General features: G+C 64.9%; 31 protein-coding genes. 5 read left to right on the top strand and 26 right to left on the bottom strand.

Annotated elements, in window-relative coordinates; genetic code table 11:
- Nucleotides 1-84: 84 nt before the first annotated feature.
- The gene (locus MTX35_RS21125) at nt 85-411 is read right to left on the bottom strand and encodes an anti-sigma factor (RefSeq protein ID WP_243596850.1); all 327 of its coding nucleotides are present in this window, start codon (nt 409-411) and stop codon (nt 85-87) included.
- A 16-nt stretch (nt 412-427) separates the two neighbouring features.
- The gene (gene sigE, locus MTX35_RS21120) at nt 428-1054 is read right to left on the bottom strand and encodes an RNA polymerase sigma factor SigE (protein ID WP_243596927.1); all 627 of its coding nucleotides are present in this window, start codon (nt 1052-1054) and stop codon (nt 428-430) included.
- A 239-nt stretch (nt 1055-1293) separates the two neighbouring features.
- Here sigE and MTX35_RS21115 point away from each other — a divergent pair, with 239 nt between their 5' ends.
- Nucleotides 1294-1905: an O-methyltransferase gene (locus MTX35_RS21115; RefSeq protein ID WP_032365496.1), complete on the top strand. Its 612-nt coding sequence runs from the start codon at nt 1294-1296 to the stop codon at nt 1903-1905.
- A gap of 72 nt (nt 1906-1977) precedes the next feature.
- Here the strand turns inward: MTX35_RS21115 and glgC are convergent, their stop codons facing one another.
- Nucleotides 1978-3192, bottom strand: coding sequence for a glucose-1-phosphate adenylyltransferase (gene glgC / locus MTX35_RS21110; protein WP_243596849.1), 1215 nt, complete (start codon nt 3190-3192; stop codon nt 1978-1980).
- 76 nt (nt 3193-3268) lie between these two features.
- On the opposite strand from glgC, the gene glgA reads away from it, so the two are divergent.
- Nucleotides 3269-4432 carry a glycogen synthase gene (gene glgA / locus MTX35_RS21105; RefSeq protein WP_243596848.1) on the top strand — a complete coding sequence of 388 codons (1164 nt, stop codon included), beginning with the start codon at nt 3269-3271 and terminating at the stop codon, nt 4430-4432.
- Here glgA and MTX35_RS21100 read toward each other — a convergent pair.
- The 12 genes from MTX35_RS21100 to MTX35_RS21045 form a co-directional block, all read right to left on the bottom strand.
- The gene (locus MTX35_RS21100; RefSeq protein ID WP_243596847.1) at nt 4402-5280 is read right to left on the bottom strand and encodes a methyltransferase domain-containing protein; all 879 of its coding nucleotides are present in this window, start codon (nt 5278-5280) and stop codon (nt 4402-4404) included. The two genes, glgA and MTX35_RS21100, sit on opposite strands and share 31 nt — an antisense overlap.
- Nucleotides 5281-5386: 106 nt before the next feature.
- Nucleotides 5387-5554: a DUF3117 domain-containing protein gene (locus MTX35_RS21095; RefSeq protein WP_008714277.1), complete on the bottom strand. Its 168-nt coding sequence runs from the start codon at nt 5552-5554 to the stop codon at nt 5387-5389.
- Between the two features lie 95 nt (nt 5555-5649).
- Entirely contained in the window at nt 5650-6258 is a 609-nt protein-coding gene (locus MTX35_RS21090; RefSeq protein WP_374230341.1) for a DNA-3-methyladenine glycosylase I, read from the bottom strand.
- Nucleotides 6255-6590, bottom strand: a complete 336-nt coding sequence (locus MTX35_RS21085) for a DivIVA domain-containing protein (RefSeq protein ID WP_243596846.1) — start codon at nt 6588-6590, stop codon at nt 6255-6257. The genes MTX35_RS21090 and MTX35_RS21085 overlap by 4 nt, the downstream gene beginning before the upstream one ends.
- Before the next feature lie 30 nt (nt 6591-6620).
- Nucleotides 6621-7550 carry a glucosyl-3-phosphoglycerate synthase gene (locus MTX35_RS21080; RefSeq protein WP_243596845.1) on the bottom strand — a complete coding sequence of 310 codons (930 nt, stop codon included), beginning with the start codon at nt 7548-7550 and terminating at the stop codon, nt 6621-6623.
- Nucleotides 7547-8407, bottom strand: a complete 861-nt coding sequence (gene folP, locus MTX35_RS21075) for a dihydropteroate synthase (protein ID WP_243596844.1) — start codon at nt 8405-8407, stop codon at nt 7547-7549. Before folP ends, MTX35_RS21080 begins: the two co-directional genes overlap by 4 nt.
- Before the next feature lie 21 nt (nt 8408-8428).
- The gene (locus tag MTX35_RS21070; protein ID WP_243596843.1) at nt 8429-10204 is read right to left on the bottom strand and encodes a long-chain-acyl-CoA synthetase; all 1776 of its coding nucleotides are present in this window, start codon (nt 10202-10204) and stop codon (nt 8429-8431) included.
- A 92-nt stretch (nt 10205-10296) separates the two neighbouring features.
- The gene (locus tag MTX35_RS21065) at nt 10297-10860 is read right to left on the bottom strand and encodes a TIGR00730 family Rossman fold protein (RefSeq protein WP_243596842.1); all 564 of its coding nucleotides are present in this window, start codon (nt 10858-10860) and stop codon (nt 10297-10299) included.
- On the bottom strand, nt 10857-11645 hold the full coding sequence (locus tag MTX35_RS21060; protein WP_243596841.1) for a TIGR00730 family Rossman fold protein: 789 nt from the start codon (nt 11643-11645) through the stop codon (nt 10857-10859). Before MTX35_RS21060 ends, MTX35_RS21065 begins: the two co-directional genes overlap by 4 nt.
- 10 nt (nt 11646-11655) lie before the next feature.
- On the bottom strand, nt 11656-12741 hold the full coding sequence (dapE, locus tag MTX35_RS21055; RefSeq protein WP_243596840.1) for a succinyl-diaminopimelate desuccinylase: 1086 nt from the start codon (nt 12739-12741) through the stop codon (nt 11656-11658).
- A gap of 11 nt (nt 12742-12752) precedes the next feature.
- The gene (locus MTX35_RS21050) at nt 12753-13673 is read right to left on the bottom strand and encodes an SMP-30/gluconolactonase/LRE family protein (protein WP_243596839.1); all 921 of its coding nucleotides are present in this window, start codon (nt 13671-13673) and stop codon (nt 12753-12755) included.
- A 69-nt stretch (nt 13674-13742) separates the two neighbouring features.
- Nucleotides 13743-13886, bottom strand: coding sequence for a hypothetical protein (locus tag MTX35_RS21045; RefSeq protein ID WP_243596838.1), 144 nt, complete (start codon nt 13884-13886; stop codon nt 13743-13745).
- A gap of 181 nt (nt 13887-14067) precedes the next feature.
- Here MTX35_RS21045 and dapD point away from each other — a divergent pair, with 181 nt between their 5' ends.
- Entirely contained in the window at nt 14068-15021 is a 954-nt protein-coding gene (gene dapD, locus MTX35_RS21040) for a 2,3,4,5-tetrahydropyridine-2,6-dicarboxylate N-succinyltransferase (protein WP_243596837.1), read from the top strand.
- Nucleotides 15022-15110: 89 nt separating this feature from the next.
- Here the strand turns inward: dapD and MTX35_RS21035 are convergent, their stop codons facing one another.
- The 5 genes from MTX35_RS21035 to MTX35_RS21015 all read right to left on the bottom strand — a co-directional run bounded on the left by MTX35_RS21035 (nt 15111) and on the right by MTX35_RS21015 (nt 19426).
- The gene (locus tag MTX35_RS21035; protein WP_243596836.1) at nt 15111-16529 is read right to left on the bottom strand and encodes an HNH endonuclease signature motif containing protein; all 1419 of its coding nucleotides are present in this window, start codon (nt 16527-16529) and stop codon (nt 15111-15113) included.
- Between the two features lie 214 nt (nt 16530-16743).
- Nucleotides 16744-17199, bottom strand: coding sequence for a 6,7-dimethyl-8-ribityllumazine synthase (locus MTX35_RS21030; protein ID WP_243596835.1), 456 nt, complete (start codon nt 17197-17199; stop codon nt 16744-16746).
- Between the two features lie 10 nt (nt 17200-17209).
- Entirely contained in the window at nt 17210-17641 is a 432-nt protein-coding gene (locus tag MTX35_RS21025) for a DUF1810 domain-containing protein (RefSeq protein WP_243596834.1), read from the bottom strand.
- A gap of 64 nt (nt 17642-17705) precedes the next feature.
- A complete protein-coding gene (locus tag MTX35_RS21020) occupies nt 17706-18506 on the bottom strand; it encodes an alpha/beta fold hydrolase (RefSeq protein ID WP_243596833.1) in 801 nt (266 codons plus the stop codon).
- 335 nt (nt 18507-18841) lie between these two features.
- Nucleotides 18842-19426 carry a TetR/AcrR family transcriptional regulator gene (locus tag MTX35_RS21015; RefSeq protein ID WP_243596832.1) on the bottom strand — a complete coding sequence of 195 codons (585 nt, stop codon included), beginning with the start codon at nt 19424-19426 and terminating at the stop codon, nt 18842-18844.
- A 61-nt stretch (nt 19427-19487) separates the two neighbouring features.
- On the opposite strand from MTX35_RS21015, the gene MTX35_RS21010 reads away from it, so the two are divergent.
- Nucleotides 19488-20249: an SDR family oxidoreductase gene (locus tag MTX35_RS21010; protein ID WP_243596831.1), complete on the top strand. Its 762-nt coding sequence runs from the start codon at nt 19488-19490 to the stop codon at nt 20247-20249.
- Nucleotides 20250-20253: 4 nt separating this feature from the next.
- On the opposite strand, the gene MTX35_RS21005 is transcribed toward MTX35_RS21010, so the two are convergent.
- The 6 genes from MTX35_RS21005 to MTX35_RS20980 form a co-directional block, all read right to left on the bottom strand.
- Complete coding sequence (locus MTX35_RS21005; RefSeq protein ID WP_243596830.1) at nt 20254-20739, bottom strand: CoA-binding protein; 486 nt, start codon at nt 20737-20739, stop codon at nt 20254-20256.
- Nucleotides 20736-22034, bottom strand: coding sequence for an O-acetylhomoserine aminocarboxypropyltransferase/cysteine synthase family protein (locus MTX35_RS21000; protein WP_243596829.1), 1299 nt, complete (start codon nt 22032-22034; stop codon nt 20736-20738). Before MTX35_RS21000 ends, MTX35_RS21005 begins: the two co-directional genes overlap by 4 nt.
- Before the next feature lie 4 nt (nt 22035-22038).
- Complete coding sequence (locus tag MTX35_RS20995; RefSeq protein ID WP_243596828.1) at nt 22039-22551, bottom strand: OsmC family protein; 513 nt, start codon at nt 22549-22551, stop codon at nt 22039-22041.
- A 190-nt stretch (nt 22552-22741) separates the two neighbouring features.
- Nucleotides 22742-23401, bottom strand: a complete 660-nt coding sequence (locus tag MTX35_RS20990) for an SDR family oxidoreductase (protein ID WP_243596827.1) — start codon at nt 23399-23401, stop codon at nt 22742-22744.
- A gap of 49 nt (nt 23402-23450) precedes the next feature.
- Nucleotides 23451-24497 (bottom strand): ABC transporter substrate-binding protein, encoded by a 1047-nt coding sequence (locus tag MTX35_RS20985; protein WP_243596826.1) that lies wholly within the window; start codon nt 24495-24497, stop codon nt 23451-23453.
- 45 nt (nt 24498-24542) lie between these two features.
- Nucleotides 24543-25958: an acyl-CoA synthetase gene (locus MTX35_RS20980; protein WP_243596825.1), complete on the bottom strand. Its 1416-nt coding sequence runs from the start codon at nt 25956-25958 to the stop codon at nt 24543-24545.
- 2 nt (nt 25959-25960) lie between these two features.
- Here MTX35_RS20980 and MTX35_RS20975 point away from each other — a divergent pair, with 2 nt between their 5' ends.
- Entirely contained in the window at nt 25961-26386 is a 426-nt protein-coding gene (locus tag MTX35_RS20975; protein WP_243596824.1) for a hypothetical protein, read from the top strand.
- The last annotated feature ends 176 nt before the right edge of the window (nt 26387-26562 follow it).

Below are 26562 nucleotides of genomic sequence, written 5' to 3'. Positions count from 1 at the left end.
ACGTCGGTGTGAGAGTTCAGTATCACTCGAGCGGTCGGCTCGGCTCGATGCAGGTGAGAAGTCGTCGCGTGGATCGCGATGCAGTCAGCGTCGGCGACGACGGACGTCGGCGACAGCCGACATGAACGATCGCTTCGTGTGGGCCGGCCGGTCCTCGCCTGCACAGGATGGAATCTGACTGAGCAACCCGAGCAGCGAGTGTGGCATGGACAGCTCACCCGCCCCGCGCAACGCTTTGCGGGCCTGCTGCTGGGCTTCGACCTCGGCGGCGCATTCCGGGCACTCGGACAGGTGTTGAGCAGCACGGAGGTAGGCGGGCATCCGCAGTTCACCGTCCACGTACGCCGCGACGGCCTCACTGGCCAGATGTTCGGTGGAGCTGAATTGCCGTCGCTTGCGCGCCTGCGTCATCCAACCCTCCTCGTAGCTAGTGGACACTTGCGTGACCTGAGTCGACCTTCCCGTGCACTCGAAGGTACTCGCGTAGCGCCTGGCGTCCACGGTGAATGCGGCTGCGAACCGTTCCGAGCTTGACGCCCAGTGTCGCACCGATCTCTTCGTAGGACAGTCCTTCGATGTCGCACAGCACGATTGCGGCACGGAACTCCGGTGCCAGCGAGTCGAGTGCGGACTGCAGATCGGGGTCGAGGCGCGCGTCGTGGTAGATCTGCTCGGGGTTGGGCCGGTCGGAGGGGACGCGGTCGTAGTCCTCGGGGAGGGCTTCCATCCGGATGCGGCTGCGGCGACGAACCATGTCCAGGAACAAGTTGGTGGTGATGCGGTGCAACCAGCCCTCGAAGGTGCCGGGCTGGTAGTTGGAGAGGGAGCGGAACACCCTGATGAAGGTGTCCTGCGTCAGGTCCTCGGCATCCTGGGCGTTGCCGGACAGCCGGTAAGCCAGTCGGTAGACTCGGTCGCCGTGTTCGCGAACCAATTCGTCCCAGGACGGCATGGTGGAGTCCTCGCCGGTCGCATCGAACACTGCGGTGCCGCTGAGATCGTCGGGCGTGGGTACGGACTCGGGTAGACGCGCGGTGTCGCGATCGCCGTTGATCTTGTAAATAGTTGGATCCTCCTGCTCAGGACTGCGTACGTCCTTCTGATTCAACCGACGACTACCCTCGGATGTTCCAGCTCACACTTCGCAATCGAGACGGACCTTCGATTCCTCCACAGCCTGACGGACCCGCGTGTGGGTCCGGTATGAATCACCTGAGGCGCACCTGAGAATGTGTGCGTGAGATTGTGCCCGGGGCACGATAGCCTCGGGTCGTGCCGACCAACGCCGAGAAGATGCTCGCCTACGCCGAAGACTCCGCTCAGGAGGACGAGGTTCTCATCGCAGCCAGAGAGCGAGCCGTCGACCTCGGTGCCGCCCCGGTTCCACCGTCGGTCGGCGCAATTCTGTCCATTTTCACCCAGATGCTCGGTGCGAAGACGGTCGTCGAAATCGGCACCGGCGCAGGGATCAGCGGTCTGTGGTTGCTCGACGGGATGCGCGCGGACGGCGTTCTCACCACCATCGACACCGAGCCGGAGCATCAGCGCGCGGCCCGAGAGGCGTTCCGCGCGGGGGGAATTGCGCCTTCGCGTACCCGGCTGATCAACGGCTGGGCCCTCGACGTGCTCCCCCGACTGGCCGATGACACCTACGACTTGGTGTTCATCGATGCCAGCCCTGCCGACCATCCGCACTTCGTCGCCGAGAGTGTTCGACTCCTGCGCCCCGGCGGAGTTCTGGTGCTGCACAACGCGTTACTGGGTGGACGCGTGGCCGACCCGACTCAGCGCGACGCGACCGCAGTGGCCGTTCGATCCGCAGCCAGGGCCATCGCCGAGGACGAGCGCCTGACGACGGTACTGCTGCCTCTGGGTGACGGGTTGATCTGCGCGTCGAGAGCGTGAGCGGCTGCGCCGCATGTGCGCGGTAATTCGTAGCCTGCTACGAAGTACCGCTCACATGCCGCAGGCTCTGCTCTAGATCCAGACGCCCTTGCCGACGGAGACGACTCCCCCGGCGCTGACGTTGAAGCGCTCGCGATCGCGTTCGTGGTCGACGCCGACGATCTCGCCGTCACCGACGACGACGTTCTTGTCGAGAATCGCATGCCGAACGACGGCACCCTTGCCGATCCGGACGCCGGGCATCAGGACGCTGCCCTCGACAGTCGCGCCACTGTCGATCATGACGTTGGAGCTGAGCACCGAGTTGCGGACAGTGGCAGCCGACAGGATGCAGCCGGCACCGACCACCGATTCCTGAGCCAAGCCGCCCTGGACGAACTTGGCGGGCGGCAGGTTCTCGGCCGATCCACGAATGGGCCAGCGGCGGTTGTAGAGGTTGAAGATGGGGTGCACCGACACCAGATCCATGTGGGCGTCGTAGAAGGCGTCGATGGTGCCCACGTCTCGCCAGTAGCCGCGGTCGCGTTCGGTGGCACCGGGAACGACGTTGTCGTTGAAGTCGTACACCGAGGCGACGCCGGCCTCGACGAGTGCCGGAATGATGTCGCCGCCCATGTCGTGGTCGGAGTCGACGTTCTCGGAATCGGCCTTGATGGCGTCGACGAGCACCTTGGTGGTGAATACGTAGTTGCCCATCGAGGCGTACGTGACGTCGGGGTCGTCGGGGGTGCCGGGCGGTTGAGCCGGCTTCTCGAGGAACTGGGTGATTTTGCCGTCGGAGTCGGAGTCGATGCACCCGAACGCAAATGCCTCGCTGCGCGGAACGCGGATCCCGGCCACGGTGACGCCCGCACCGGAGTCGATGTGCTGCTGCACCATCTGCTCCGGATCCATCCGGTACACGTGGTCGGCTCCGAAGACCACGATGTACTCGGGGTCCTCGTCGTACACCAGGTTCAGCGACTGGAAGATGGCGTCGGCGCTGCCGGTGTACCACCGAGGCCCGAGACGTTGCTGTGCCGGGACCGGAGTGATGTACTCCCCGGCGAATCCGGACAGTCGCCACGTCTGCGAGATGTGGCGATCCAGTGAATGGGACTTGTACTGGGTGAGCACGCAGAGCCGGAGGTAACCGGCGTTGACGAGATTGCTCAGCACGAAGTCGATGAGTCGGTAGGCGCCCCCGAAGGGAACGGCTGGCTTGGCTCGGTCCGCGGTCATCGGGTAAAGGCGCTTACCCTCTCCGCCGGCAAGCACAATCCCTAGTACGTGCGGTTGTGTCCTCACCCACTCAACCTATCCGCACCGAGAGAACCTTGCTACCAGTACACGCACAACTGCCGGGGAATGTAGGTTCGTTCACGTGCGAGTAGCGATGATGACCAAGGAATACCCGCCGGAGATCTACGGTGGCGCAGGAGTTCATGTCACGGAGTTGACCGCGCAGCTGAAGTCGCTGTGCGACGTCGACATCCACTGCATGGGAGCCCCGCGCGACACCGCACAGGTCCACGACCCCGATCCTGCACTCGCCGGTGCCAACGCTGCCCTGACGACACTGTCGGCCGAGCTGCGGATGGCCAACGCGGCAGCGGGGGCGGACGTGGTGCATTCGCACACCTGGTACACCGGCCTCGCCGGCCACCTCGCGGCAGAACTGTACGGAGTTCCGCACATCCTCACCGCGCACTCGCTCGAACCGCGACGGCCGTGGAAGGCCGAGCAACTCGGCGGCGGCTACCGCATCTCGTCGTGGTCGGAAAAGAATGCAGTGGAGTACGCCGACGCCGTCATCGCCGTCAGCGAGGGCATGGCCAAGGACGTGCTCGACGCCTATCCGCGCCTCGACCCGAGTCGAGTCCACGTGGTGCGCAACGGGATCGACACCGAGCGGTGGTTCGCAGATCACGGCACTGCGACTCTGGACGAGATCGGGGTGGATCCGAACAAGCCGATCGTCGCGTTCGTCGGCCGCATCACCCGGCAGAAGGGTGTGGGTCACCTGATTGCTGCCGCCCACCACTTCGATCCGTCGATCCAGCTCGTACTGTGCGCGGGCGCACCCGACACTCCGGAGATCGCCGCGGAAACCGAGCGAGCGGTGGCGTTGCTGGCCCAGCAGCGCAGCGGCGTGTTCTGGGTCAAGGACATGCTGCCCACCGACAAGATTCGCGAGATTCTCTCTGCCGCAGCTGTGTTCGTCTGCCCATCGGTGTACGAGCCACTCGGCATCGTCAATCTCGAGGCGATGGCCTGCGAAACCGCGGTCGTGGCGTCGGATGTCGGCGGCATCCCCGAGGTCGTCGACGAGGGCCGCACCGGACGCCTGGTGCATTACAACTCCTACGAACCCGATGCCTTCGAGCGGAACCTGGCGGACACCGTCAACGAGGTAGCCCTCGACCCCGCACTCGCGGAAGCGATGGGCAAGGCCGGCCGCGAGCGAGCGGTCGCCGAATTCTCCTGGGCATCGATCGCGAAGCAGACTCTCGCCGTCTACAACGACGCGCTGGCGCGGCGCGGCTGATTCGTCGCTCGATAGATCGACACCGTCACCGACGCGGTGACTTCGGTGGTGTCGGGAAACTGCGCCAGCGCAGCTGCCCGAGCAACGGGGTCGCCGTGCCGCGCCGAGGGCCCCATGCCGATCAGCGCGTCGATATCGTTGCGCGAGAGCATCATCGAGTACTCGAGCGGGGATTCGGCCACCGGCTCGAACAGACCGGACAGCGATTCGCCGAGGCGGCGTGTCTTGTCTTCCTCGACGCCGATGAGACCCAGCGGTCCACGCAACTCACGCTGGTGTCGCGACGTGGGTGTGACGACCACCAACACGCCGTCGTCGACGAGGACTCGATTCAGTTCACCGGCGTTGCGCGGCGCGAACACGCACGTCACCGCGGACAGTGCGCCCGACCGCACAGGTAGGCCACTCCAGATGTCCGCGACCACGGACCCCAGCCGCGGATGGGACCGTGCGGCACGCCTGGCCGCGAACTTCGACACGTCGACGCCTATCCCCCGCGCATCGGCGTGGGCGTTGAGCACAGCCGCGAGGTAGTGACCGGTGCCGACCCCGACGTCGAGCACGACGTCACTGCCCTCCGGGACACCCGCCGAGACCGCTGCCGCGATCGGATCGAAATGCCCCTCCCCCAGGAACACCTCACGCGCCGCGATCATCTCGGCCGAGTCGCCGCTGAACTTGCCACCGTCGCCGGTGAGCAAACTGACGTAGCCCTGCCGGGCGACATCGAACGAATGCCCTCGATCGCACCACAGCGTTCGATCGGTGTCGCCCACACCGAGCCCCGAGTCGAGCTCGCGTGCTCGACACTGCGGGCACACCAACGCGTCGACGACGTCGGTCAGCATCGAACACCCCTCTCGCATCGAAAGCACCCACACTCTTCGAGACAACACAAAGCCCCGCTTGCCGTGACGGCGAGCGGGGCTGAGCGATGATCGATCGACAGAGCTATCAGCCGGTGACACCCTTCAATTCGTCACCGAGTGCCGCGGCCTCGTCAGGGGTCAATTCGACGACCAAGCGGCCGCCCCCCTCGAGCGGGACACGCATGACGATTCCTCGTCCCTCTTTGGTTGCTTCGAGGGGACCGTCCCCGGTCCGGGGCTTCATCGCCGCCATCCTCTGCTCCCTCCAGATCTGCGCCCACCAGCTCGGCGCCTAGGCCTAAAAGATAAATTCGTCGCGGGGCGACGGGTGTTGACACCTATTCTTCCCTATCGCCGTCGATACCGGGAAACGGAGTCGGTATTCGCGACCTGCACCCAGCACCCCGACAGGTGATCGTCGACCATTCCGGTGGCCTGCATCAAGGCGTAAGCGGTTGTCGGACCGACGAACCGCAGGCCCCGCCGCTTCAGTTCCTTGGCCAGAGCCGTCGATTCCGGGGTCGAGCCGGGCACATCGGAGAACTCCGTCAGGCGAGCCGACCTGGGTTGGGGCGCGAAAGACCACAGCAAGGAGTCGAGGTCCGTGTCCTCGAGATCGACGATGGCGCGCGCGTTGCTCACCGCTGCGTCGATCTTGAGCCGATTGCGCACGATGGACGCGTCGTTCATCAGTCGTTCGACATCGGCCTCGTCGAACCGGGCCACCAGCTCCGGATCGAAACCGGCGAAGGCGGTGCGGAAACTGTCACGCTTGCGCAGGATCGTGATCCACGACAGGCCCGACTGGAACGCTTCGAGACAGAGCCGCTCGTAAAGCTCGTTGCGGCCGTGCAGCGGCTGCCCCCATTCGACGTCGTGATAGTTGCGATACACGTCGTCGTCGGTGGCACCCCAGGGGCAGCGCAGACGACCGTCCGGTCCGGCGACCGCGCTCACCGCTCGTCCGGTCCTGCCTCGACCGGGGACGGGGTGATGGTGTCCTGCGACTGCTGTGCCGCGGACAGTCGCGACCGCAGCATGTCTATCTCGCCGCCGAGTCGCTCGAGCGCCCAATCGACCTCACTGGGCTTGTATCCCCGCAGGGTCTGCTGGAACTTCAGCGAGTTCACGTCGGCTCCGGTGACGCCCTCGGCGGGGAGCACGGTCGCGGTGGTTCCCTCGGGCAACGGGCCCAGTTCCTCACCGCGACCGAACACCACCGATGCCACGAAGAACAGTGCAGCGGCGACGACGGCGATGACGACGACGTAGATCAGCAGCGTCAACATGCCACGATCTTGTCACGGCCGTCCGACACGCTAGGTCAGCGAGTTCATCGCCGGTCGGTCCTGCAGCGACACCTCGGTCGAGAACGGCTCGAACGAGTCACCGTCGACGCGGAACTGCATCAGACCGGCCCCGGAGTCGACCATCCCGCACCGATTGAGCATGGTCCCGACGATCTGCCTGCTCATTGCCCCGAGTTCGACCAGCGGGCGATTGCGGTGCTTGCGTACACCCAGATTGACCTGGCCTATCGCCCGCAGCCCGAGCCTGTCGTAGGTATCGAGCAGCAGCCCGATCTCCACTCCGTAGCCGGGTGCGAACGGCACCGCGGACAGAAGCTCGCGGGTACCGGCGTACTCGCCGCCGAGGGGCTGAATGACACCGGTCAACTCCGGTCGCAGCGCAGCGAGCAGCGGCCTGGCCACGAGCTCGGTGACACGTCCACCGCCGTTGGCGTCCTCGGTTCCACTGGTCCGCAGCGGACGGCGATAGTAGCCCTTGACCAGATGGATGCCGTCGCCCATCAGCAGTGGGCCCAGCAATTTGGGCACGAAGGCCGGATCGGGGTTGATCAGGTCGGAGTCGACGAACGCGATGAGATCACCGGTCGACGCGGCGACGGATCGCCACAGTACTTCGCCCTTGCCCGGTACCGGGTCGACGCCGGGTACAGCTTCTTCACGGCTGATGACCCGCGCGCCGGCCGCCGTCGCCCGCACAGCTGTCTCGTCCGTGGAACCGGAGTCGAGCACGATCAGCTCGTCGACGAGGCCACCGAGCAGCGGGTGGATCGTGTCGATGACGGCAGCAACAGTCTGTTCCTCGTTGAGTGCCGGGAGTACCACCGAGACCGTGCGGCCCGCCTTCGCGGCTTCGAGCTCGGCGATGGTCCATTGCGGGGTGTCCCAGCTGTTGGTCTCGGACCACGCCCGGGTCACGTCCGTTCGATCCGCGAGTGTCATGCCAGACCCCTGACCGTCCGCGCCGGGGTTCTCAGCCCCTGGATCGCTGCCACCATGTCGACGACTCTTCTGGTCGACGCCACCTCGTGCACCCGGAACATTCGGGCTCCGCCTGCTGCGGCCAATGCTGTCGCTGCCAATGTTCCCTCCAACCGGTCGGCGAGTTCTACCCCTAGAGTCTCGCCTACGAAGTCCTTGTTGCTCAGCGCCATGAGCACAGGCCACCCGGTGTTTACAAGATCGTCCACGCGACGCAACAACTCGAGCCCGTGATAGGTGTTTTTCCCGAAATCGTGTGTCGGATCGATGAGAATCGAATCCTTTTTCACCCCCTCCGCGACTGCGTTCTCGGCGGCGGCGGTGACTTCGGCGATGACGTCGGCCACCACATCGGCGTACCGAACCCGAAACGGGCGCGTGCGAGGTACCGCTCCGCCGGTGTGCGAGCAGACGATGCCGACGCCCTCGGCGGCAGCGACGCGCACCAGTTCGGGGTCGGCCCCGGCCCACGTGTCGTTGATCAGATCCGCTCCGACGCCGCAGGCCAGGCGAGCGACCTCGCTGCGCCAGGTGTCCACACTGATCAGCAGCTCCGGATAGGCGTCGCGAATCGCCTCGACGAACGGAACGACACGGCGAATCTCTTCCGCGGCATCGACGACGTCGCCGGGACCGGCCTTCACTCCGCCGATGTCGACCATGTCGGCACCCTCTGCGACAGCCCGGTGAACCGAAGCCATCGCCGCGTCGTCGGTGAAGTTCGCACCCCCGTCGTAGAACGAATCGGGGGTGCGATTGACGATCGCCATGACCAATGCGCGATCGTCGGCGACCGGTTTGCCGCAGAGGGTGCTCATGAAATCAATAGTGGCACGGGCCTAGCCCTTGGGTGCCTTACCTGCGGCGACCTCGTCGACGTAGCCGTCGTACGCCTTCTCGTAGCCACCGGACTTGCCGCGCAGCACGTACAGGTCGCTGTCATTGTCTTCCTCGTAGCCGAGTTTGCGCAGGGCCACCTTCTGGCTCTTGAACGTCGACGTCTGCTCGAGGGTGTCGACGATCCTGACGAAGAGCGGCACCGCGTACGTCGGCAGCTTGTCGTACAGGTGCTCGGCCACGGACTTGCCGTCGAAGGTCTCGCCCTCGCGCAGAGTCACCGCAGCCATGCCGGCCTTGCCGTCGGTTCCGTCGATGTCGACGCCGTACACGACAGCACCGTCGACCGAAGAGTGCCCACCGAGGGCACCCTCGACCTGCGTGGTGGCCACGTTCTCACCCTTCCAGCGGAAGGTGTCACCGAGGCGGTCGACGAACGCGACGTGCATCCAGCCCTGCTTGCGAACCAGGTCGCCGGTGTCGAACCACGCGTCGCCGTCCTTGAATCCGTCGCGCACCATCTTCTTCTCGGTGGCATTGTCGTCGGAGTAGCCGTCGAACGGTGCCCGGTCGGTGATCTTGGACAGCAGCAGTCCCACCTCGCCGTTGCCGACCTTGCGCAGCTTGCCGTCGTGACCGCGCTTGGCCTTGCCGGATTCCTCGTCGTACTGGACGACGGCGTAGGGCAGTGGGCAGATACCAGCGGTCTTCTTCATGTTGAGGGCGTTGATGAACGCGATGTTGCACTCGCTGGCACCGTAGAACTCGGCGACGCGGGAAATGCCGAACCGCTCGGTGAACTCCTCCCAGATCTCCGGGCGCAGTCCGTTGCCGACGATCAGCTTGACCGAATTGTCACGGTCGGAGGGCTTTTCCGGCTGCGTCAGCAGGTAACGGCACAGTTCACCGATGTACGTGAACGCAGTGGCCTTGTTGACGCGGACGTCGTCCCAGAAATTGCTGACCGAGAACTGCTTGCCGATGGCCATCGTCGCGCCGCCTGCGAGGACCGAGGACAGCGTCACCGTCAGTGCGTTGTTGTGGTACAGCGGCAGGCAGCAGTAGATGACGTCGTTACTGCGCAGCCGGACGCCCATGTTGCCGAGACCGGACATCGACTTGAGCCAGCGGAAATGGCTCATCAGGCTGGCCTTCGGCATACCGGTGGTGCCCGAGGTGAAGATGTAGAACGCCTTCTCCTTGGCCTGGATCTCCGCGGTCACCTTCGGGTTGGCCGTGGACGCCGTCGCCGCGAGTTCGGCCAGCTTCTTCAGTGGCAGAACCGCTCCCACCTTCGGCTCGGCGTCCAGCGAATCGAGGGCTTCCTGCGTGTTCTCGTCCAGTACGAGAACCTTGGCGTCGAGAATCCCGAGGCTGTGCTCGAGCACGTCGCCGCGCTGGTTGTAGTTCAGCATGCCTGCGGTGGCACCGAGCTTGACGGCGGCGAGCGCGGCGAACAGCGCCTCCGGACGGTTCTTGCTGAGGATGCCGACGACGTCGCCGCGCTTCACTCCGTGGTCGGCGAACACTGCTGCGTACTGGTTGACGAGCTCGTTCGCGTCCCGGTAGGTGATCGACTCGCCCTCGAACCGCACGAACGGACGGTCGCTGTTCTTCGCGGCGGCGTCCTGGAAGATCTGACCGATCGACGCTTTGTGGTCGGGCTTGCGGGTGAATCCCGCCAGGCCCTTGAGCAGACTAGGCACCTCCGTCACCATTTTCGGCAACGCGACCGCGAGGTCGGTCACTCCGATTTTCTGACGGGCATCGACAGCCATGAACTCCCCTTTGAAGACGATGTGAGATTCCTTACCCTACTTGAGAGTAACAACTTTGAGCACCTCACTCCGTGGCCGAGCTTGGTGACCTGTCACAACGTTGCGCAGGCGTCCAGAGCTGCTGCGACAGTCGTGGTCCTGACCAGGGCGTCCAGTGCGCGCTGCTGCACGAATCCCGTCTCACGCAATCCGTCTATCCACTGCATCATGCCGTCGAAATGTCCGAATGGGTCGAGCATCACCATCGGCTTGCTGTGCATGCCCAGGTAGCCCGCAGTCCATGTCTCGAACAGTTCCTCCAACGTCCCGATCCCACCCGGCAAGGTGATGAACGCGTCGGCGCGGTCCTCCATGATCTTCTTCCGCTCACGCATGGTGTCGGTCACGATCAGCTCGTCGGCGTCGACATCGGCGACCTCGCGGTGCACGAGCGCTTTCGGAATCACGCCGACCGTGTTGCCGCCCGCTGCTCGCGTCGCCGCCGCGACCGCGCCCATCATCGAGACGTTGCCGCCGCCCGAGACCAGCTGCCAGCCTCGTCGACCGATCTCGGTGCCGACCTCGCCGGCCAGGTCGATGAACGAGGCGTCGACGGGACCCGACGCGCAGTAGACGCAGACACTGAGCAAGCCTTCGGTCGTGCCGCGATCGCTCACTGCTGGGCCTCGCGGACGATCCGGACAGCCTCGTCGACGCTGTCGGTGCAGTGGATCAGTTCGAGGTCCTTCTCGGACACCTTGCCTTCTTTCACGAGAGTCGTCTTTATCCAGTCGAGCAGTCCTGACCAGAAGTCCTTGCCCAACAACACGATCGGGAACCTGGTGACCTTCGCTGTCTGCACCAGGGTCAGCGCCTCGAAGAGTTCGTCGAGGGTACCGAAGCCGCCGGGAAGGCACACGAATGCCTGCGAGTACTTCACGAACATGGTCTTGCGGACGAAGAAATATCTGAAATTGACGCCCAGATCGACCCACTCGTTGAGGCCCTGCTCGAACGGTAGCTCGATCCCGAGGCCGATCGAGTACCCGTCGGCCTCGCTCGCGCCTCGGTTGGCCCCTTCCATCACGCCGGGTCCGCCGCCGGTGATGACGGCGAAGCCCTCCTTCGCGAGCGCGGCTCCGAGCTGCCGGGCTCGGGCGTACTCGGGATGGTCGACGGGGGTGCGCGCCGAACCGAACACCGTCACGGCCTTCGGGACCTCGGCGAGCGCACCGAATCCCTCGACGAATTCGCTCTGTATACGCAGTACGCGCCAGGTGTCGGAGTGAATCCAGTTCCCTGGTCCTCGCTCGTCGAGCAGTCGTTGATCCGAGGTGGACGTCTCGGTGTTCCGGCCACGACGCAGTACGACGGATCCCTTGTGCTTGGCCGACTTCTCGGTGCTGTGGCCGTCGGAACTGCCGAATTCATCGAAACTATCTGGCCCCTGGTCGCTGTTCATGGCGTTCAGGCTATCCGGCAGAGAGATAGCTCCGGAGAACCTGTGTGACGTGAGTGATCTGCTCGACGGGTACGCGTTCGTCGCGCTTGTGAGCGAGATTGGGGTCGCCGGGTCCGTAGTTGACCGCCGGGATCCCGAGCGCCGAGAACCGGGAGACATCCGTCCAGCCGTACTTGGCCCGGACCTGTCCGCCCGCGGCCTCGATGAGAGCGGCTGCTGCAGGTCGGTTCAAACCCGGAAGCGCTCCGGGCGACGAGTCGGTGACCTCGAAGCCGAGATCCAGTCCCTCGACCACCTCACGAACGTGTTCGACGGCGTCGTCGACGTTGCGGTCAGGCGCAAAGCGAAAGTTGACATCGAGTTCGGCCGCATCGGGGACGACGTTGCCCGCGACCCCACCGGAGATCCGGACTGCTTGCAGCCCTTCCCGATACACGCAGCCGTCGATATCGACGGTGCGTGCGCGATACGCCGCGAGTCGGTTCAGGACCGCACCGAACTTGTGAATTGCATTGTCTCCCAGCCAGGAACGAGCACTGTGCGCCCGTGTTCCCGACGCCGTCAGTCGAACCCGCAGCGTCCCTTGGCACCCGGCCTCGATGAACCCGCCGGACGGTTCGCCGAGGATCGCGACGTCGGCAGCGAGCCAGTCGGGAAGTTCGCGTTCGATGCGGCCCAGTCCGTTGCGAGCGGCGGCGATCTCCTCGCAGTCGTAGAACACCAGAGTCAGATCGTGCGCAGGATTGTCGATCGTCGCGGCGAGGTGCAGGAACACCGCGTCGCCCGACTTCATGTCGACGGTTCCGCACCCGTGCAGGATGTCGCCCTCGGCGCTGTCGTGCTCACGCCTCGACGGCACGTTGTCCGCGATGGGAACCGTGTCGAGATGCCCGGCGAGCATCACCCGCGACCCGAGTCCTCGATTGGTTCGGGCCAGAACTGCGTTGCCGCTGCGGATGATCTCGAAGCCCGTGGTCTGCTCGCGGAGCGCCTGCTCCACCTCGTCGGCGATGCGCGATTCGTCCTCACTGACACTGGGGATGTCCACCAGTGCCGCGGTGAGGTCTATCGGGTCGGCATGCAGTTCGAGCGTCACGGGAGAAAACTCTAGGCCGTGGATCCCGGAATCTCGCGGACCACGCCGTCGAAGCCGGCACCGAACAATCTTCCGCTCGAGAATCCCTGGTCGGAGCGTCCGTACGTTACGACGCTGGTCAACCGTGTACCGGTGCCGATGACACACGTCGCCCCCGGCGCATCGATGCGGACGACGGAGCCGCCTGCGTTGAGCGGCACCACCGGGCGTCCGGCATCGTCGAGGGTCAGCCCGTCCGGGGCCGCGAAGCTGTCGAGACCCGACAGGTCGAGCACGCTTTCCGGTGCCGAGGGGTTGGCGATCGGAATTCGGCTGACCCCTGGGTTCACGAATGTTCGCGAGACGTACAGGTACCGATCGGCGGCGTCGAGCACTGCGCCGTTGGCGCTGGGGAAGCGCGCCCATGCTGGGTCGACCGCGCCGTCGGGGCCGATCCGGCCGATGAGCGAGCCGAAGTCGTTGGTGGCGTACACCGTTCCGTCGGCGGCGACGGCAAGTCCGTTCGCCGCACTGAGACCCTTCGCGAAGGGAGTGACGGCAAGGGTGTCAACGTCGAGTCGAACGATCCCCGCGGACTTGACGACGTCGCCGACGAAGACGCGAGGGTCGGCTCCGTAGCCGACCAGCAGGGTGCCGTCGGGCATCCATGCCAGAGCTCCGCCGCCGCCGCTGGGGACCTTGGCGATGGGGTACGCGGGCCGGCCCGGCGCGTCGATGCGGTACACCCGGCCGGACACGATGTCGGTGACGTAGGCGCGACCCGACGCGTCGACGGCAAGGCCCTCCAGTGCAGCCCCCGGAATTCTTGCGACCACTGCCGACTTCCCGCCGACTCCGACGCAGTTGGGTGCGGCAGCTGCGGCACCGGAACCGGCAACCACGCCGGTCACCGTCAGAAGTGATGCAGCGATCACCGAAATTATCGAACGCATGGCTATTGACCTGCTCGAACTCATGACATCCCCCGCCTACGGCGACCCCCTGTCAGCCGATGGGCATGTCTACCACGCCTCGGCGACAACCAAACCGAAAGCGACTCCGAGGATGATCGTCGCGGCCAGCGTCGTCACCAATCCGGTGAAGGAGACGCCGTCCATCATCACTGCTGCGGCTCCTCGGCTGCGCGAGCCGGTACGGGTGATCACCGGTGAAACTCTGTCAGCTCCCCCGCCCCCTACCCGTCCACCGGCATCCCGATGCGATCACACTCGGCAGTCGAATCGGTAACGAACCGACGCGGCATCAGGATCGGAATCCGGAAACAGTCCGAGTACCCGCGATGACGGGTGAACCCGCGCGCGAAACCCACCGCGTATTCTTCCTGCCGTGAGCGCACAGGGAGCATCAGCAGTAGGAATTGCCAACATCACGACGTCGGGTGTCGTTCTGGACACCTGGTTTCCGAGCCCTGAGCTCGGGTCGGGCTTCGAGGCCGGCACCACCCGACTCGAGGGTTCGGATGTCCCCGAGGAGCTGGCCGCTCTCGTCGGACCGGACGAGGCGCGCGGCGTCGAGGTAGTCGCAGTGCGCACCAGCATCGCCTCGCTCGACGACGCCCCGATCGACGCGCACGATGCATATCTGCGACTGCATCTGCTCTCGCACCGGCTGGTTCAGCCGCATGGGCAGAACCTCGACGGAGTGTTCGGCCTCCTCGCCAATGTCGTATGGACCAACTTCGGCCCCGCGGCGGTCGACGGCTTCGAAACGGTGCGCGCGAAGCTGCGCGTCCGCGGTCCGGTGACCGTGTACGGAGTCGACAAGTTCCCGCGTCTGGTCGACTACGTCGTTCCCACCGGCGTTCGTATCGCCGACGCCGACCGCGTTCGTCTCGGTGCTCATCTGGCCAGTGGAACGACGGTCATGCACGAGGGCTTCGTCAACTTCAATGCCGGCACGCTCGGCAACTCGATGGTGGAGGGCCGCATCTCGGCGGGCGTCGTGGTGGGCGACGGTTCCGACGTCGGCGGCGGTGCGTCGATCATGGGCACGCTCTCCGGTGGCGGCAAGAACGTCATCTCCGTCGGAAAGAGCTGCTTGCTGGGCGCGAACTCCGGGCTCGGCATTTCGCTCGGTGACGACTGCGTCGTCGAGGCGGGGCTGTACATCACCGCCGGAACGAAGGTCAGTGGTCCGGATGGAACTGTGGTGAAGGCGGCGACACTGTCCGGCAAGTCCAACCTGCTGTTCCGTCGCAACTCGCTGTCGGGTGCTGTCGAGGTGGTGCCGTGGAAGGGCACCGGCGTCGAACTGAACGCGGCATTGCACGCCAACGACTGAGAGTCCGATTCACTCGAATCATTCTGTTGAACAACCTCTTCCAGCCCCGCACCGTGTTCTCGGTGCGGGGCTGGAGCTTTTCTTGGGGGTCAGGCGATGTGGGGTCCGGCTCGGGCGTGGGATTGTCTGGGTTGTCGGTAAGGGTCGACGGTGGCGGGTGGTACGAACCATGGGTGGTTGTCGGTGCCGATGAACACTTCCCAGTCGGAGTGGTGCATGAGTCGGTGGTGGAATCCGCACAGTAGGACCAGGTTGTTCATGTCGGTGGGGCCGCCGTCGGCCCAGTGCCAGATGTGATGTCCTTCGGTCCAGGCGGCGGGTTTTCCGCAGCCGGGGAAGGCGCAGCCGTGATCGCGGGCGGTGAGGGCTTTTCGTTGTTTTGCGGTGACGGTGCGGGCGGTGCGGGCGAGGTTGAGTGGGTTGCCGTGTTCGTCCAGGACGATGGCGGTGAGAACGCAGTCGCAGGCGAGTTGGCGGGAGGTGTTGCGGGAGAGTGGTCCCATCAAGGGGAGCCAGCCGACTGACGTGCCGTCGCCGAACAGGTCCCTGTAAGCGCCGCGATCCGGGGCAGCGTCGCTTCCGCAGCTACTGTCTGTGTCGTCATCCGACGTTTCTTCAGCATCGGGGTGGATGGGGTGTCCGGTGTTGATGTCGACCGGATCGACGGTGTCGGATTCGGTTGCTGCGCGTGCGGTTTCGTCGTCGGCAATGTCATCTTCGATGTCGTCGGCGGTGTCGGCGCTGTCGCGGAGGTCGGTGAGGTCGCGCAGGTTGATGTGCAGGTTCAGGTGGGGGCGTTCGCCGCCTTCGATGGGCCGGCTGCTCGAGGCGAGGTATTGGTCGAGGATGTGCCCGAAGGCGTCGGCGCGCCGTTTGGCGGGGGTGCGGTCGTCTGGGGTGCCGTCTGCGGCGGGTCGGGGTTCGGTCAGGGGTGAGAGTGCGGTGAGGAGTTTTTCTCCGGTGACAGCGTCGACATCCATCTTCGCCACCAGACGTCCGTTCAGGGTTGTCGACGCGAACAGTTCGTTGCGGTCGGTGTTCTCCGGTGGTGGTGTCTTGCCGCCGAACTCGTCCTCGAGTTTGGTGATCGCTGCGCGGATCCGGCCGGTGCGTGCTTCGGGCCCGGTGGCGGCGGCGATCATCGCGGTGCGGGCCATGACGCGGCCCTCTTCCGGGAGGTCCTTCGGTGGGGTTTCGGCGAAGGTGAGGATCAGCGCGGCGTGATCGACGGACATCACGCCGGTGTTCACGGCGTCGGCGATATCGGGAAACGCAGCCATACCGCGGGCGAGGGCGACGATCTTGGTGGCCTTGGACGGTGACAGCAGGGTAGTGGACGTCAGCCAGCCGGCGGGTCCGGGGAATCCCAGTTTCTCACGGGAGACGCGGGTGTCGATCTCTGCGACGAGAGCGATCCGCCGGGCCTCCAACAACTGAATCTCATGGGAGACCGTAGCGGCGTCGGCGAGCAGTTCACTCTCGCTCAGTTGCCAGATCTCCGTGGTCATGGACGCAAGTGTATCGAACGTGCGTTCGACTGGCAAGCATGATTGAATCGAAAACTGTTGTCCTGCTTAACTATTGGCTATCCAGAACCTGTCGGTAGGGTGTGATAACGACCGACGTCGTAGACCTCCCAGCGCTAGAAGCACTGTCGCGAGTAACGCCGAGCCGACGACATAAGGCGCGACGTCGAACTTCGATCACCCGCACCCCGACGCGTCAGCCGATGGTTCCCAGCGAAGCAAGAGTCTTGACAACCGCCCGCGCCGCCTCGGCACCCTTCGTCTCCAGGTGCGCGGTGAAGAAGGCCTTGTGGTCAGCGTGTTCGTGGAAGTGGTGTGGCGTCAGCACCACCGAGAACACCGGCACGTCGGTGTCCAGCTGCACTCGCATCAGGCCGTCGATGACCGCCGTTTCGACGAAGTCGTGTCGATAGATTCCGCCGTCCACCACCAGCGCGGCGGCAACGATCGCCGAGTACTTTCCGGTCTTGGCGAGCCGCTGTGCGTGCAGCGGGATCTCGAATGCCCCGGGCACCTCGAACACGTCGATGGGCGTCTCGCCCCGACCGAGCTCCTTCAGCTCGACGGCGAATCCCACTCGCGCGCGATCGACGATGTCCAGGTGCCAGCTGGCGTGGACGAAGGCAATGGATCCGGCGAGTGGAGTGGTCATGGGTGCGATGCTAGCGGTATCGCTCGTCGAGCAAGTCGAGTGTCGGGCCATCGAATTCACCGGCGAAGTACTTCTGCAACACTTCGCCGAATACGGACGGACCCTCGGTAGCTTCGGCGAACAGCGTCATCGACGAATGCAGCTTCAGGTTGTCGGGATAGCCGAAGATCTCTTCGACCGTGCGCCCTTCGACAGCCACCACCAGCCGTGCCGCCTTCTTCAGGCGCGGCCCAAGCACTTCGTGCGAGAGGTACAGTTCCGCCTCGGTCAGATCCGCGATGCCGAAGTGCTGAGCAGTCGCGCTGCGCCCCAAACCGGCCAACTGCGGGAACACGAACCACATCCAGTGCGTCTGTTTCCGTCCCGCTTTCAGCTCCCGCGTCACCACAGTCCAGACGGGATCCTGAGCGTCGACGAAGCGTTGCAGGTCGTATTCGGTCATGCCGTTCAACCTAGCGGTCCATTGCCGCTTCGGATTTCAGCTCGCGGCAATCAGACGACAGGTTTCAGCCCAGGGCACTCAGCAGCACGGCATCGAGTTCCCCGGCCGGCAGCATCGGCAACATGTGATGGCTGCTGCCGGCCAGGATGACGGTGTGTGCGTTCGGGAGAACCGTCTCGACAGCGTCGGCAACACGAGAACTGTTGTGCACCTTACTGTCACCGGCAAAGACGACGGTGACGTCCGCGGCCAGCGTCGCCCATCGATTTCCTTTGGGGCGGCGCGGAACCACTGGTTTCGCCGACGGGAAGTCGGTGCCTCGCTCTGTGAGATCGAGCCAGTCGGCGTCGAGCGGAGCCTTCTGCGTTTCCCACCGGATCAGAGAACGCATACGTTGGCGAGTCGGTCGCACCAGAAGTGGCACCGCGTGCAGCAGGTACGCGAGGCGCATGCCAGCGAAACACGAAGGGGGATCCAGCAGGACGAGAGCGCGGACGCGCTCTGGCCGGTGCAGTGCGTACGCGAGCGCCATCATCGCCCCGTACCCATGTCCGACCATCGAAGTCCGCGTGACCTCGAGGGTTTCGAGAACCTGATCGAACCAGCACATCAGGTCATCGACAGTGCGGATCGGTTTCTGACCGACAATGCTTCGTCCGGGCTCACCCATCGGGTCGATTGCGAAGACCCGGTAGCCCAGGGCCAGGGCGGCGACATTGGCGAACCAGACGGTCGAGGTTGCTCCGCCGCCGGGCAGTAGCACCACCGGAGTTCCATCGAGGGGGCCTACGGCGTTGACTCGAGTTGTGCCGTAGCCGGATTCGACGTCGATGGTGTCGATGGGCAGCGGCCACTTCGACAGCACGCGTTCGTAGGCCGTAAAGAATCCGTCAGCTGCGGAGCTATCCCTGAACCGACTCACTGAACCTCCCAAATATCTCGATAATCAAGATACTAGATCATCGTGATAGTTCTGGGCAGTGCTTTTCATCGACGCTGATTCCTTGGACGAAGAACTGCGCGATGCTCCATCGGCCGTGCACCGACTACGTCCGCTCGCAGTGAATATCGATCTGCGGGGACAGGGGTTCGGTCGCGCGACTTCATCCAGTGAGGGCGACGTCCCGCGCGAAACGATCTACAATTTCGACACCAGGAACGTTCTCAGGCACCACCGCACTCACATTCAGGACACACAACCTAGGTGAACCCGCGCAGCAGTGTGTCGACGGTGGCGTCGAGCAGATCCTCGGTCGGGACGCCGTCGAGCAGGTCGCCGGTGGCCAGCATCGCGAGTCCGTGCACGCTCGCGAATGCCACTCGCGCAAGGATCTCCGGTGGAGCCTCGGTGATCACACCGGCTGCTATGGCTTCGCCGAGCAATGCCTCGGTAGCGGTCATACTCTCGTGCGCAACAATTTTCAGCTTCTCACTGGCGTCGGGATGATGCTTGGTGCTGTACATGACGTCCAGCAGCTCCGGGTGTTCGACGGCGAATCCCACGTAGGCGCGGGCAACTCCACGGAACCGAGCCATCAGCTCACCGGGCCCCGTTGCCGCTGTGACCATCCGGCGGTTCAGTTCCTCGAAACCGTGCAGCGCCAGCGCATCCAAGAGCGCTTGCTTGTCGCGGAAGTGGCGCGCCGGGGCACCGTGACTGACGCCGACATCTCTGGCCAGCTGCCGAAGCGACAACGCCTCGACTCCGCCGTGCGCGATGCTCCGTTCGGCCTCGCCGAGCAACACCGCGCGCAGGTCGCCGTGGTGGTAGCGCTGCGTTGCCATGCATTCACCCTAGGCGATGTTGGCGTTGACAACAATGCTGACACTGCCTACATTGGCTGCCATGACTTCCACAGCGCTCATCACCGGAGCAAGCTCGGGCCTCGGCGAGGAATTTGCCACCCGCTTCGCCGCACGCGGCGAGAACGTCGTCCTCGTGGCACGACGCGCCGATCGGTTGAACACCCTGGCGCGGCGCATCGAAACCGAGCACGGCGTGACGGCCACCGTCGTGGTCATGGACCTGGGCGCGCCCGGTGTCGGCGCAGCCCTGCGAACCACGCTGGTGGACAAGGGAATCACCCCCACAACCCTCGTCAACAATGCAGGCTTCGGGACGCACGGAAAGTTCACCGACGAGGATCCTGCGCGCATCGCCGCCGAGATCGCACTGAACGTGAGCGCCTTGGTCGACCTGACGCACGCATTTCTGCCGAACCTCACCGGCGCGTTGATCAACATCGCGAGTACTGCTGCGTACCAACCCACCCCCAACATGGCCGTCTACGGTGCCACGAAGGCCTTCGTCCTCAACTTCACCGAAGCGCTGGCCTTCGAGCACCGTACCTCGTCGCTGAAGATTCTCGCGCTCTCCCCCGGCCCCACCCGCACCGAGTTCTTCGACGTCGTCGGAACCGGCGACGCCGCGGTGGGTAACTACCAGACCTCCGAGCAGGTGGTCTCGACGGCTATGCGCGCGTTGGATTCTCGCCGCACCCCCGCCAGCGTCGTATCCGGCCTGTCCAACAAGATCAGCGCCGGCGGTGTGCGTTTGGCCCCACGTTCACTGGCCGCGAAGATCAGCGGTCGCCTGCTGAAGGCCTGAACCGCTAACCGCGCGTACGACGCGAATCGATCACTCCCGTATCGAATCCGGCCAGATGCAGTCCTCCGTGGAATCGGGCGTGTTCGATCTTGAGGCACCGATCCAGGACAACGTTCAGTCCCGCTGCCTCGGCGTCGCGTGCCACCTGCTCGTGCCACAACCCGAGCTGAAGCCAGATCGTCTTCGCCTGCGCTGCAATCGCTTCGGACAGAACGTCGGGCAAGTCGTCGTACTTGCGGAACACGTCCACCATGTCCGGTCGCTTCGGGAGATCGGCGAGCGTCGGGTACACGGGCGTGCCCTCGATGTCGGCAACCGTCGGATTCACGAGAAATATCTCGTAGTTGCTCGTCGACGACAGATACCGGTTGACGAAGTAGCTTGCCCGCGAGGGATTCTTGGACGCACCGACGATCGCGACGGTCTTCGTCTCACTCAGGATGCGTTGCCGCTGCGGCGCGGACGGGCCCTGCCAGGTGCGTTCGCTCATGACCGCGCCTTTCCTGTTGCCAGTGTCAGGGCCTGATCCAGGTCCCACAGAATGTCCTCGGCATCTTCGAGTCCGACGCTGATGCGTATCAACTCGGGACCGACACCTGCTCCGCGCAGCTGCTCGTCGGTCAATTGTCGATGCGTCGTGCTGCCAGGGTGGATCACCAGCGTGCGCACGTCACCGATATTGGCCACATGGCTGGCGACCTGAACGCTCTCGACGAACGCCTGACCGGCCTCGCGGCCACCGTCGATTCCGAAAGCGAATACCGCACCAGGGCCGGCGGGGAGGTACTTCGCTGCGCGGTCGTGATGCGGATGCCCCTCCAGCCCAGCCCATCTCACGTACTCGATCCGGGAATCTGCTTCGAGCCATTCGGCGACCACTCGGGCATTGCCGACATGCGCGTCCATACGCTGCGGCAACGTTTCCACCCCCTGGATCAAGGTGAACGCCGATTGCGGTGCCAACGCGCCCCCGATGTCGCGCAGTTGCTCACTGCGCAGTTTGGTCAGAAAGCCGTACTCCCCGAAGTTTCCCCACCACGACAGCCCGCCGTAGGAGGCCACCGGTTCTGTCATCTGCGGGAATTTGCCTGAGCCCCAGTCGAATCGACCGGACTCGACCACCACTCCCCCGAGCGTCGAACCGTGCCCGCCGAGAAACTTCGTCGCCGAGTGAATCACGATGTCGGCACCGAATTCGATAGGCCGGCTGAGCCACGGCGTCGCCATCGTCGCGTCGATCACCAGCGGAATTCCGTGATCGTGGGCGACGGCGGCGAGACCGTCTATGTCGGCGATCTCCCCCGACGGGTTACCGATGACCTCGGCGTAGATCAGCTTGGTCGAATCCGTCACCGCTGCTGCGTAATCCGACGGATCGGTACCGGGAACGAACGTGGTTTCGACGCCGAAGCGGCGCAGCGTCACGTCCAGCTGGGTCACCGTGCCGCCGTACAGCCCGGCCGCGGCGACGATGTGGTCTCCGGTGCCGGCAAGCGCAGCGAACACTGCGAACTCGGCCGCCAACCCACTGGCGAACGCAACCGCTCCGATGCCGCCTTCGAGGCTCGCAATGCGCTCCTCGAAGGCGGCGACGGTGGGGTTACCGATACGACTGTAGACATTGCCGTACTTCTGCAGAGCGAACAGATCGCCTGCGTCCGCGGAATTCTCGAACACGTAGCTCGCCGTCTGGTAGATCGGCACCGCACGCGAACCGGTGGAAGGATCTGGCCTCGCTCCGGCGTGAATTGCTCTGGTACGCAGGCCGAATGTCCGTTCGCTCATGACGTCAGGCCGTTTCGAGAACGGTGTGGATCGGAGTGGGATTGCGCGTCAGATCCAGCACGGGGCAGTGATCGTCGACGGCCTTCTGCAGCTCCTCGTACCGCTCCCGTGACTCGGGACCGGAGACGGTCACGACGACGCGCACCTCACCGAACCCGGGACGAACGTCGTCGTCGAAACCGAAGAAGCCGCGAACGTCGAGGTCACCCTCGGCCTTGGCCTTGATGTCGTCGACGACGATCCCGAGCTTCTCCGCCCAGACGCGGTAGGTGACCACCTGGCAGGACAGCAGCGACGCCAAGTAGTACTCGACCGGGTTGGCGGCGTTGTTCTCACCGCCGAGGGCAGGGGGCTCGTCGACCTCGACGGTGTACTTGCCCAAGGTGACGGTGCTGGCGACAGCATCGTGCGCGGTGACCGAAGCCCGGAAGACTGCCTGCGCGTTCTTCGGATCGGCCTGCACGGCATCGTCGGTGGCAGCGATGACGCCGCCGAGATGAGACACAGATGTGGTCATGGGAAATTCCTGTTCGATTCGAGGGTTGCCGGAACGACCCGAGGAGCGCGAAATGCTCGTCGGGGATGGGTTCGATCGACAGTTACGAACAGGAAGAAGTGCAGATGAGACCGAAGTCGATGGTGCGACGACGCACGAGCCTTCTGGCTGCGTCGATCACGTGTGTCTCGGTCACGATGCCGACAATAGCCTACGAGAACTGATCCGCGCCGACGTCCGTCTCATCGTCGACGATCGCCGCGACGATACGTGCGGCCACCGCATCCGGCGTCAGACCCTGCGGTAGTTTCGGTGCCTGCCCGGCGATCGGCCGTGTCGCCAGTCCCGTCTCGGTGTGCGGCGGACGCACGTCCACTATTCTGATCTTCGACTTACGTGCCTCTGTACGAACGCTTTTCAGCAATGCGCTCACCGCGGCCTTGGTCGCCGAGTAGGCACCCATGTTCGGCATCGGCTTGTCGGCCACGACGGCGCTGATGTTGAGCACGAACCCGCCCTGATCCAGGGTGGTCAGCGCTTCGCGAAGTACCCGCAGCGGCGCGAGATAGTTGAGCAGCAGCAGTTCGTCGACAGTGTCGTCGTCCACTTCGGTCACCGGACCGAACGCCACGACACCTGCGGCGATGACGATCCCGTCCAGTCCACCGTGGTGTTCGACGGCCTCAGCGACCACCGAGCGAGCCGAATCCGGCAGCGTCAGATCGGCATCGACCGTGTGATGGTCCGACTCGATGCTCCGGCCGCTCACGGTCAACCGAGCACCGGCCTGCGCGAGCTGCTCGACGATCGGGCCGCCGAGACCGCCACTGGCACCGAATACGAGAATGCGTGCACCGTCGAGTGTCGTCATACTTTCGAGGCTAACGGCCACCTCACACCCCCGCTGACGACGGCGTTCATCAGAGCAGTTCGGCTGCGCGGCGGACCACATCGATGCAGATGTCGAGATTGAGCGGGCTCAACGTCGAGAAGCCTTGAGCCACTTCGCCTTGCTCGAGCACCACCACCCGGCCCGCCGCGACGCTCGGCAACGAGGTGAACAGTCCGGTATCGACGATCCCGGCCGAGCCGAAGTCGAACACGACGAGTACGTCGGCATCGGCGAGAACGTCGGCGTTCTCAGTGGAGAACTCGGGGCGCGGGGCGTCCGCGGTCGCTCCGTCGGACAGAGCGGCGACCGTCGTGAACCCGGCTCGTCGGAACAGATCCACGGCGGGGATGGACTCGTGCCCCAGCCCGTAGAACATCGACGTGTCGTAGGCGGCGATCAAACCGACCGTGGCACCGCCGACGTCGAGCCCGTCGAGCGCGGCGGACATTCGCGCCTCGGTGTCCGCGATGAGTTCGTCGGCGCGATCTCGCCGATCGAGTGCGTCGCCGATCATCTCGAGGTTGCGCCGCCAGTCGAACGACGCGATCTGGACAACGGGGGCGAGCGATTCGAGCTGAGAACGAGAATCGGCCACCCCGTCGTCTCCGATGATGAGATCCGGTTCGGCTGCGGCGATGCGCTCGGTGTCGATCGACTCGCCGAGGGAGATCCGCTCACTCGACCCGCCGAGTTCGATGAGGGCGTTCTCGTGCCACTCCCAGGACCTGTTCGGTGCGCCGATCATCTCGGCGAAGCCCTCGCGCACCCCGAACTGCACGGGAACGACGCCCAGCGCGAGCACCGTGTCGAGATCCCACAGGTTGGCCACACACGCCACCCGCGGCGGCCGACGGTCGATCACGACGGACTCACCGGCATCGTCGACGATCGTACGGGGATAGCCGTCCCCTGCAGTCCCGTCGCCCGACGGCTGCTCCTCACCGCTCCCGCATCCGGCCAGCAAGGCCGCAAGCGCGACGCTGCCGATGAGGAACTCACGACGCGTCGCCGCCTCGATCGTGTTTGTCTCGAACTGGGTTTCCCCGATAGCGAATGCAGGCGCAGGTGCGGTCATGACCCGGAATAGTAGGCATGCCTAACCTAGGTCGTCAAGAGGATGTCAGCCGAGCAGCTTCTTCTGAACTTTGCCCATGGCATTGCGCGGGAGGGAGTCGACCACTCGAATCTCGCGGGGCCGCTTGTGAATCGACAGCTCGGTGGCCACCAGATCGATCAGCACCCGATCCTCCACATCGGTACCGACGACAAACGCCACGATGCGCTGACCGAGATCGGCGTCGGGCATACCGACCACGGCCACCTCGTCGACGCTCGGGTGGCCCAGCAACACGGTCTCGATCTCCCCCGCGCCGACGCGATAGCCGCCGGATTTGATCAGGTCCGTCGACGCTCGCCCGACGATGCGGTGGAAGCCGTCCGGCTCGATGAGGGCGACGTCTCCGGTATCGAACCAGCCGTCCTCGGTGAAGGTCTTCGCTGTCGCGTCGGGGTTGTTCAGGTAACCGTCGAACAGCATGGGGCAGCGGATCTGCAGCGCGCCGATGGATTCGCCGTCGTGCGGCAGGATTTCGCCCTTCTCACCGCGCAACCGTGTCTCGACGCCCGCGACCGGCAGTCCCACCGAGCCAGCGCGCCGCTCCCCGTCGGCGCGGGTGCTGATGGTGATGAGGGTTTCGCTCATGCCGTATCGCTCGATCGGCGCCTGCCCGGTGAGTTCACGCAGCTTCTCGAACACCGGAACCGGGAGCGGCGCACTGCCGGACACCAGCAGTCGGGCGTGGGCCAGGGCGCGGGCGGACGTCTCGTCCGCGGCGATGCGCGACCACACGGTCGGCACTCCGAAGTACAAGGATCCACGCGCGGCCGCGTAGAGCTCCGGCGTCGGCTTACCGGTGTGGATCAGCGGGCTGCCCACACGCAGTGGGCCGAGGACACCGAGGATGAGACCGTGGACGTGGAACAACGGAAGTCCGTGCACCACAGTGTCTCTCGAAGTCCATGCCCACGCCTGCGCCAACGCGTCCAGGCCGGCGGCGATGGCACTGCGCGAGATCAGTACGCCTTTGGGTGGGCCGGTGGTACCGGAGGTGTAGAGGACGAACGCGACCGAGGACGGCTGCGGTTCGGCGTAGCTGTGCCACGAGCGTGCGTGCTGACGCACCGGCAGGACCTCCAGCCCGGAGGTGTCCGACGGTGCCTCACCGAGCCATGCCTGGGCACCCGAGTCGCGAAGGATGTGCTCGCGTTCGGCGATCCCTGCGTCCGGCGGAACCGGCACCACGGTGACTCCGGCGATCAGCGCGCCCACGACCGCGAGCACCGTCTTGACCGACGGCGTCGCGTAGATCGCGAGGCGGTCGGCTCGCGAGATGCGTTCGGCAACCGAGGTCGCCGCACCCAGGATGTCGGCACGGGAAAGCGAGACACCGTCGATGGTGATGGCGTCGGGAATATCGTCTCCCCGCGCAACGGCGAGTGGGTTCAGTGAACGAAGCAGCACATGGCTACCGTACATACATGGACGTGGACGGAATCGACACCGGCGACTACGCCGAGTACATGACGGTCGCCGCCGGTGACCTGCAGGCGGGCGTCTATCTGATCGGGACCGACGCCGAGCAGGACGCCGATTCCGAGGACGAACTCGATCTGGACCTCGACGACGAGGACTCCGAGGACGACGACATCGACATCGCACACGTTACCGACGGCGCACCGCGGCTCGTCTACTCGGTGCAATCCGACGACTTCTGGACCCGAGTGGAACTGGCCGATCTTCGAGCCACTCAGCTCTACGAGGAAGCTCATGCCCGTAACCCCGAGGTCAATACGGAGCCGAAACGCTTCACCACGGTCGAAGCATTCGGCAGCAACGAACTGGTCTACATCCTGCGCATCCGACGCGGCGGCTGGGACGTCGGCGAGCCGGACCTCGAGCCCTGATCCACGCGGCCCCTCAGTCCTCGCAAACGCGCGCGCATTTGCTGAACGCCCCTCTTTGCCAAGCTTCTCGTGAGTCATTCGAGAAGCTATGGAGGGTTACCGCATGTTGAGTGCTGAATTCACAGGGGAGCAGATTCGGGAGATGGTGTTCGAGTACTGCCGGTTGCCGTATGGGA

Origin of the sequence: Rhodococcus sp. ARC_M12 (genome assembly GCF_022810385.1) — a bacterium.
Lineage (GTDB): Bacteria > Actinomycetota > Actinomycetes > Mycobacteriales > Mycobacteriaceae > Rhodococcoides > Rhodococcoides navarretei.
The sequence above is the reverse complement of the archived record's forward strand: the minus strand, read 5'-3'. Positions and strand labels throughout refer to the sequence as shown.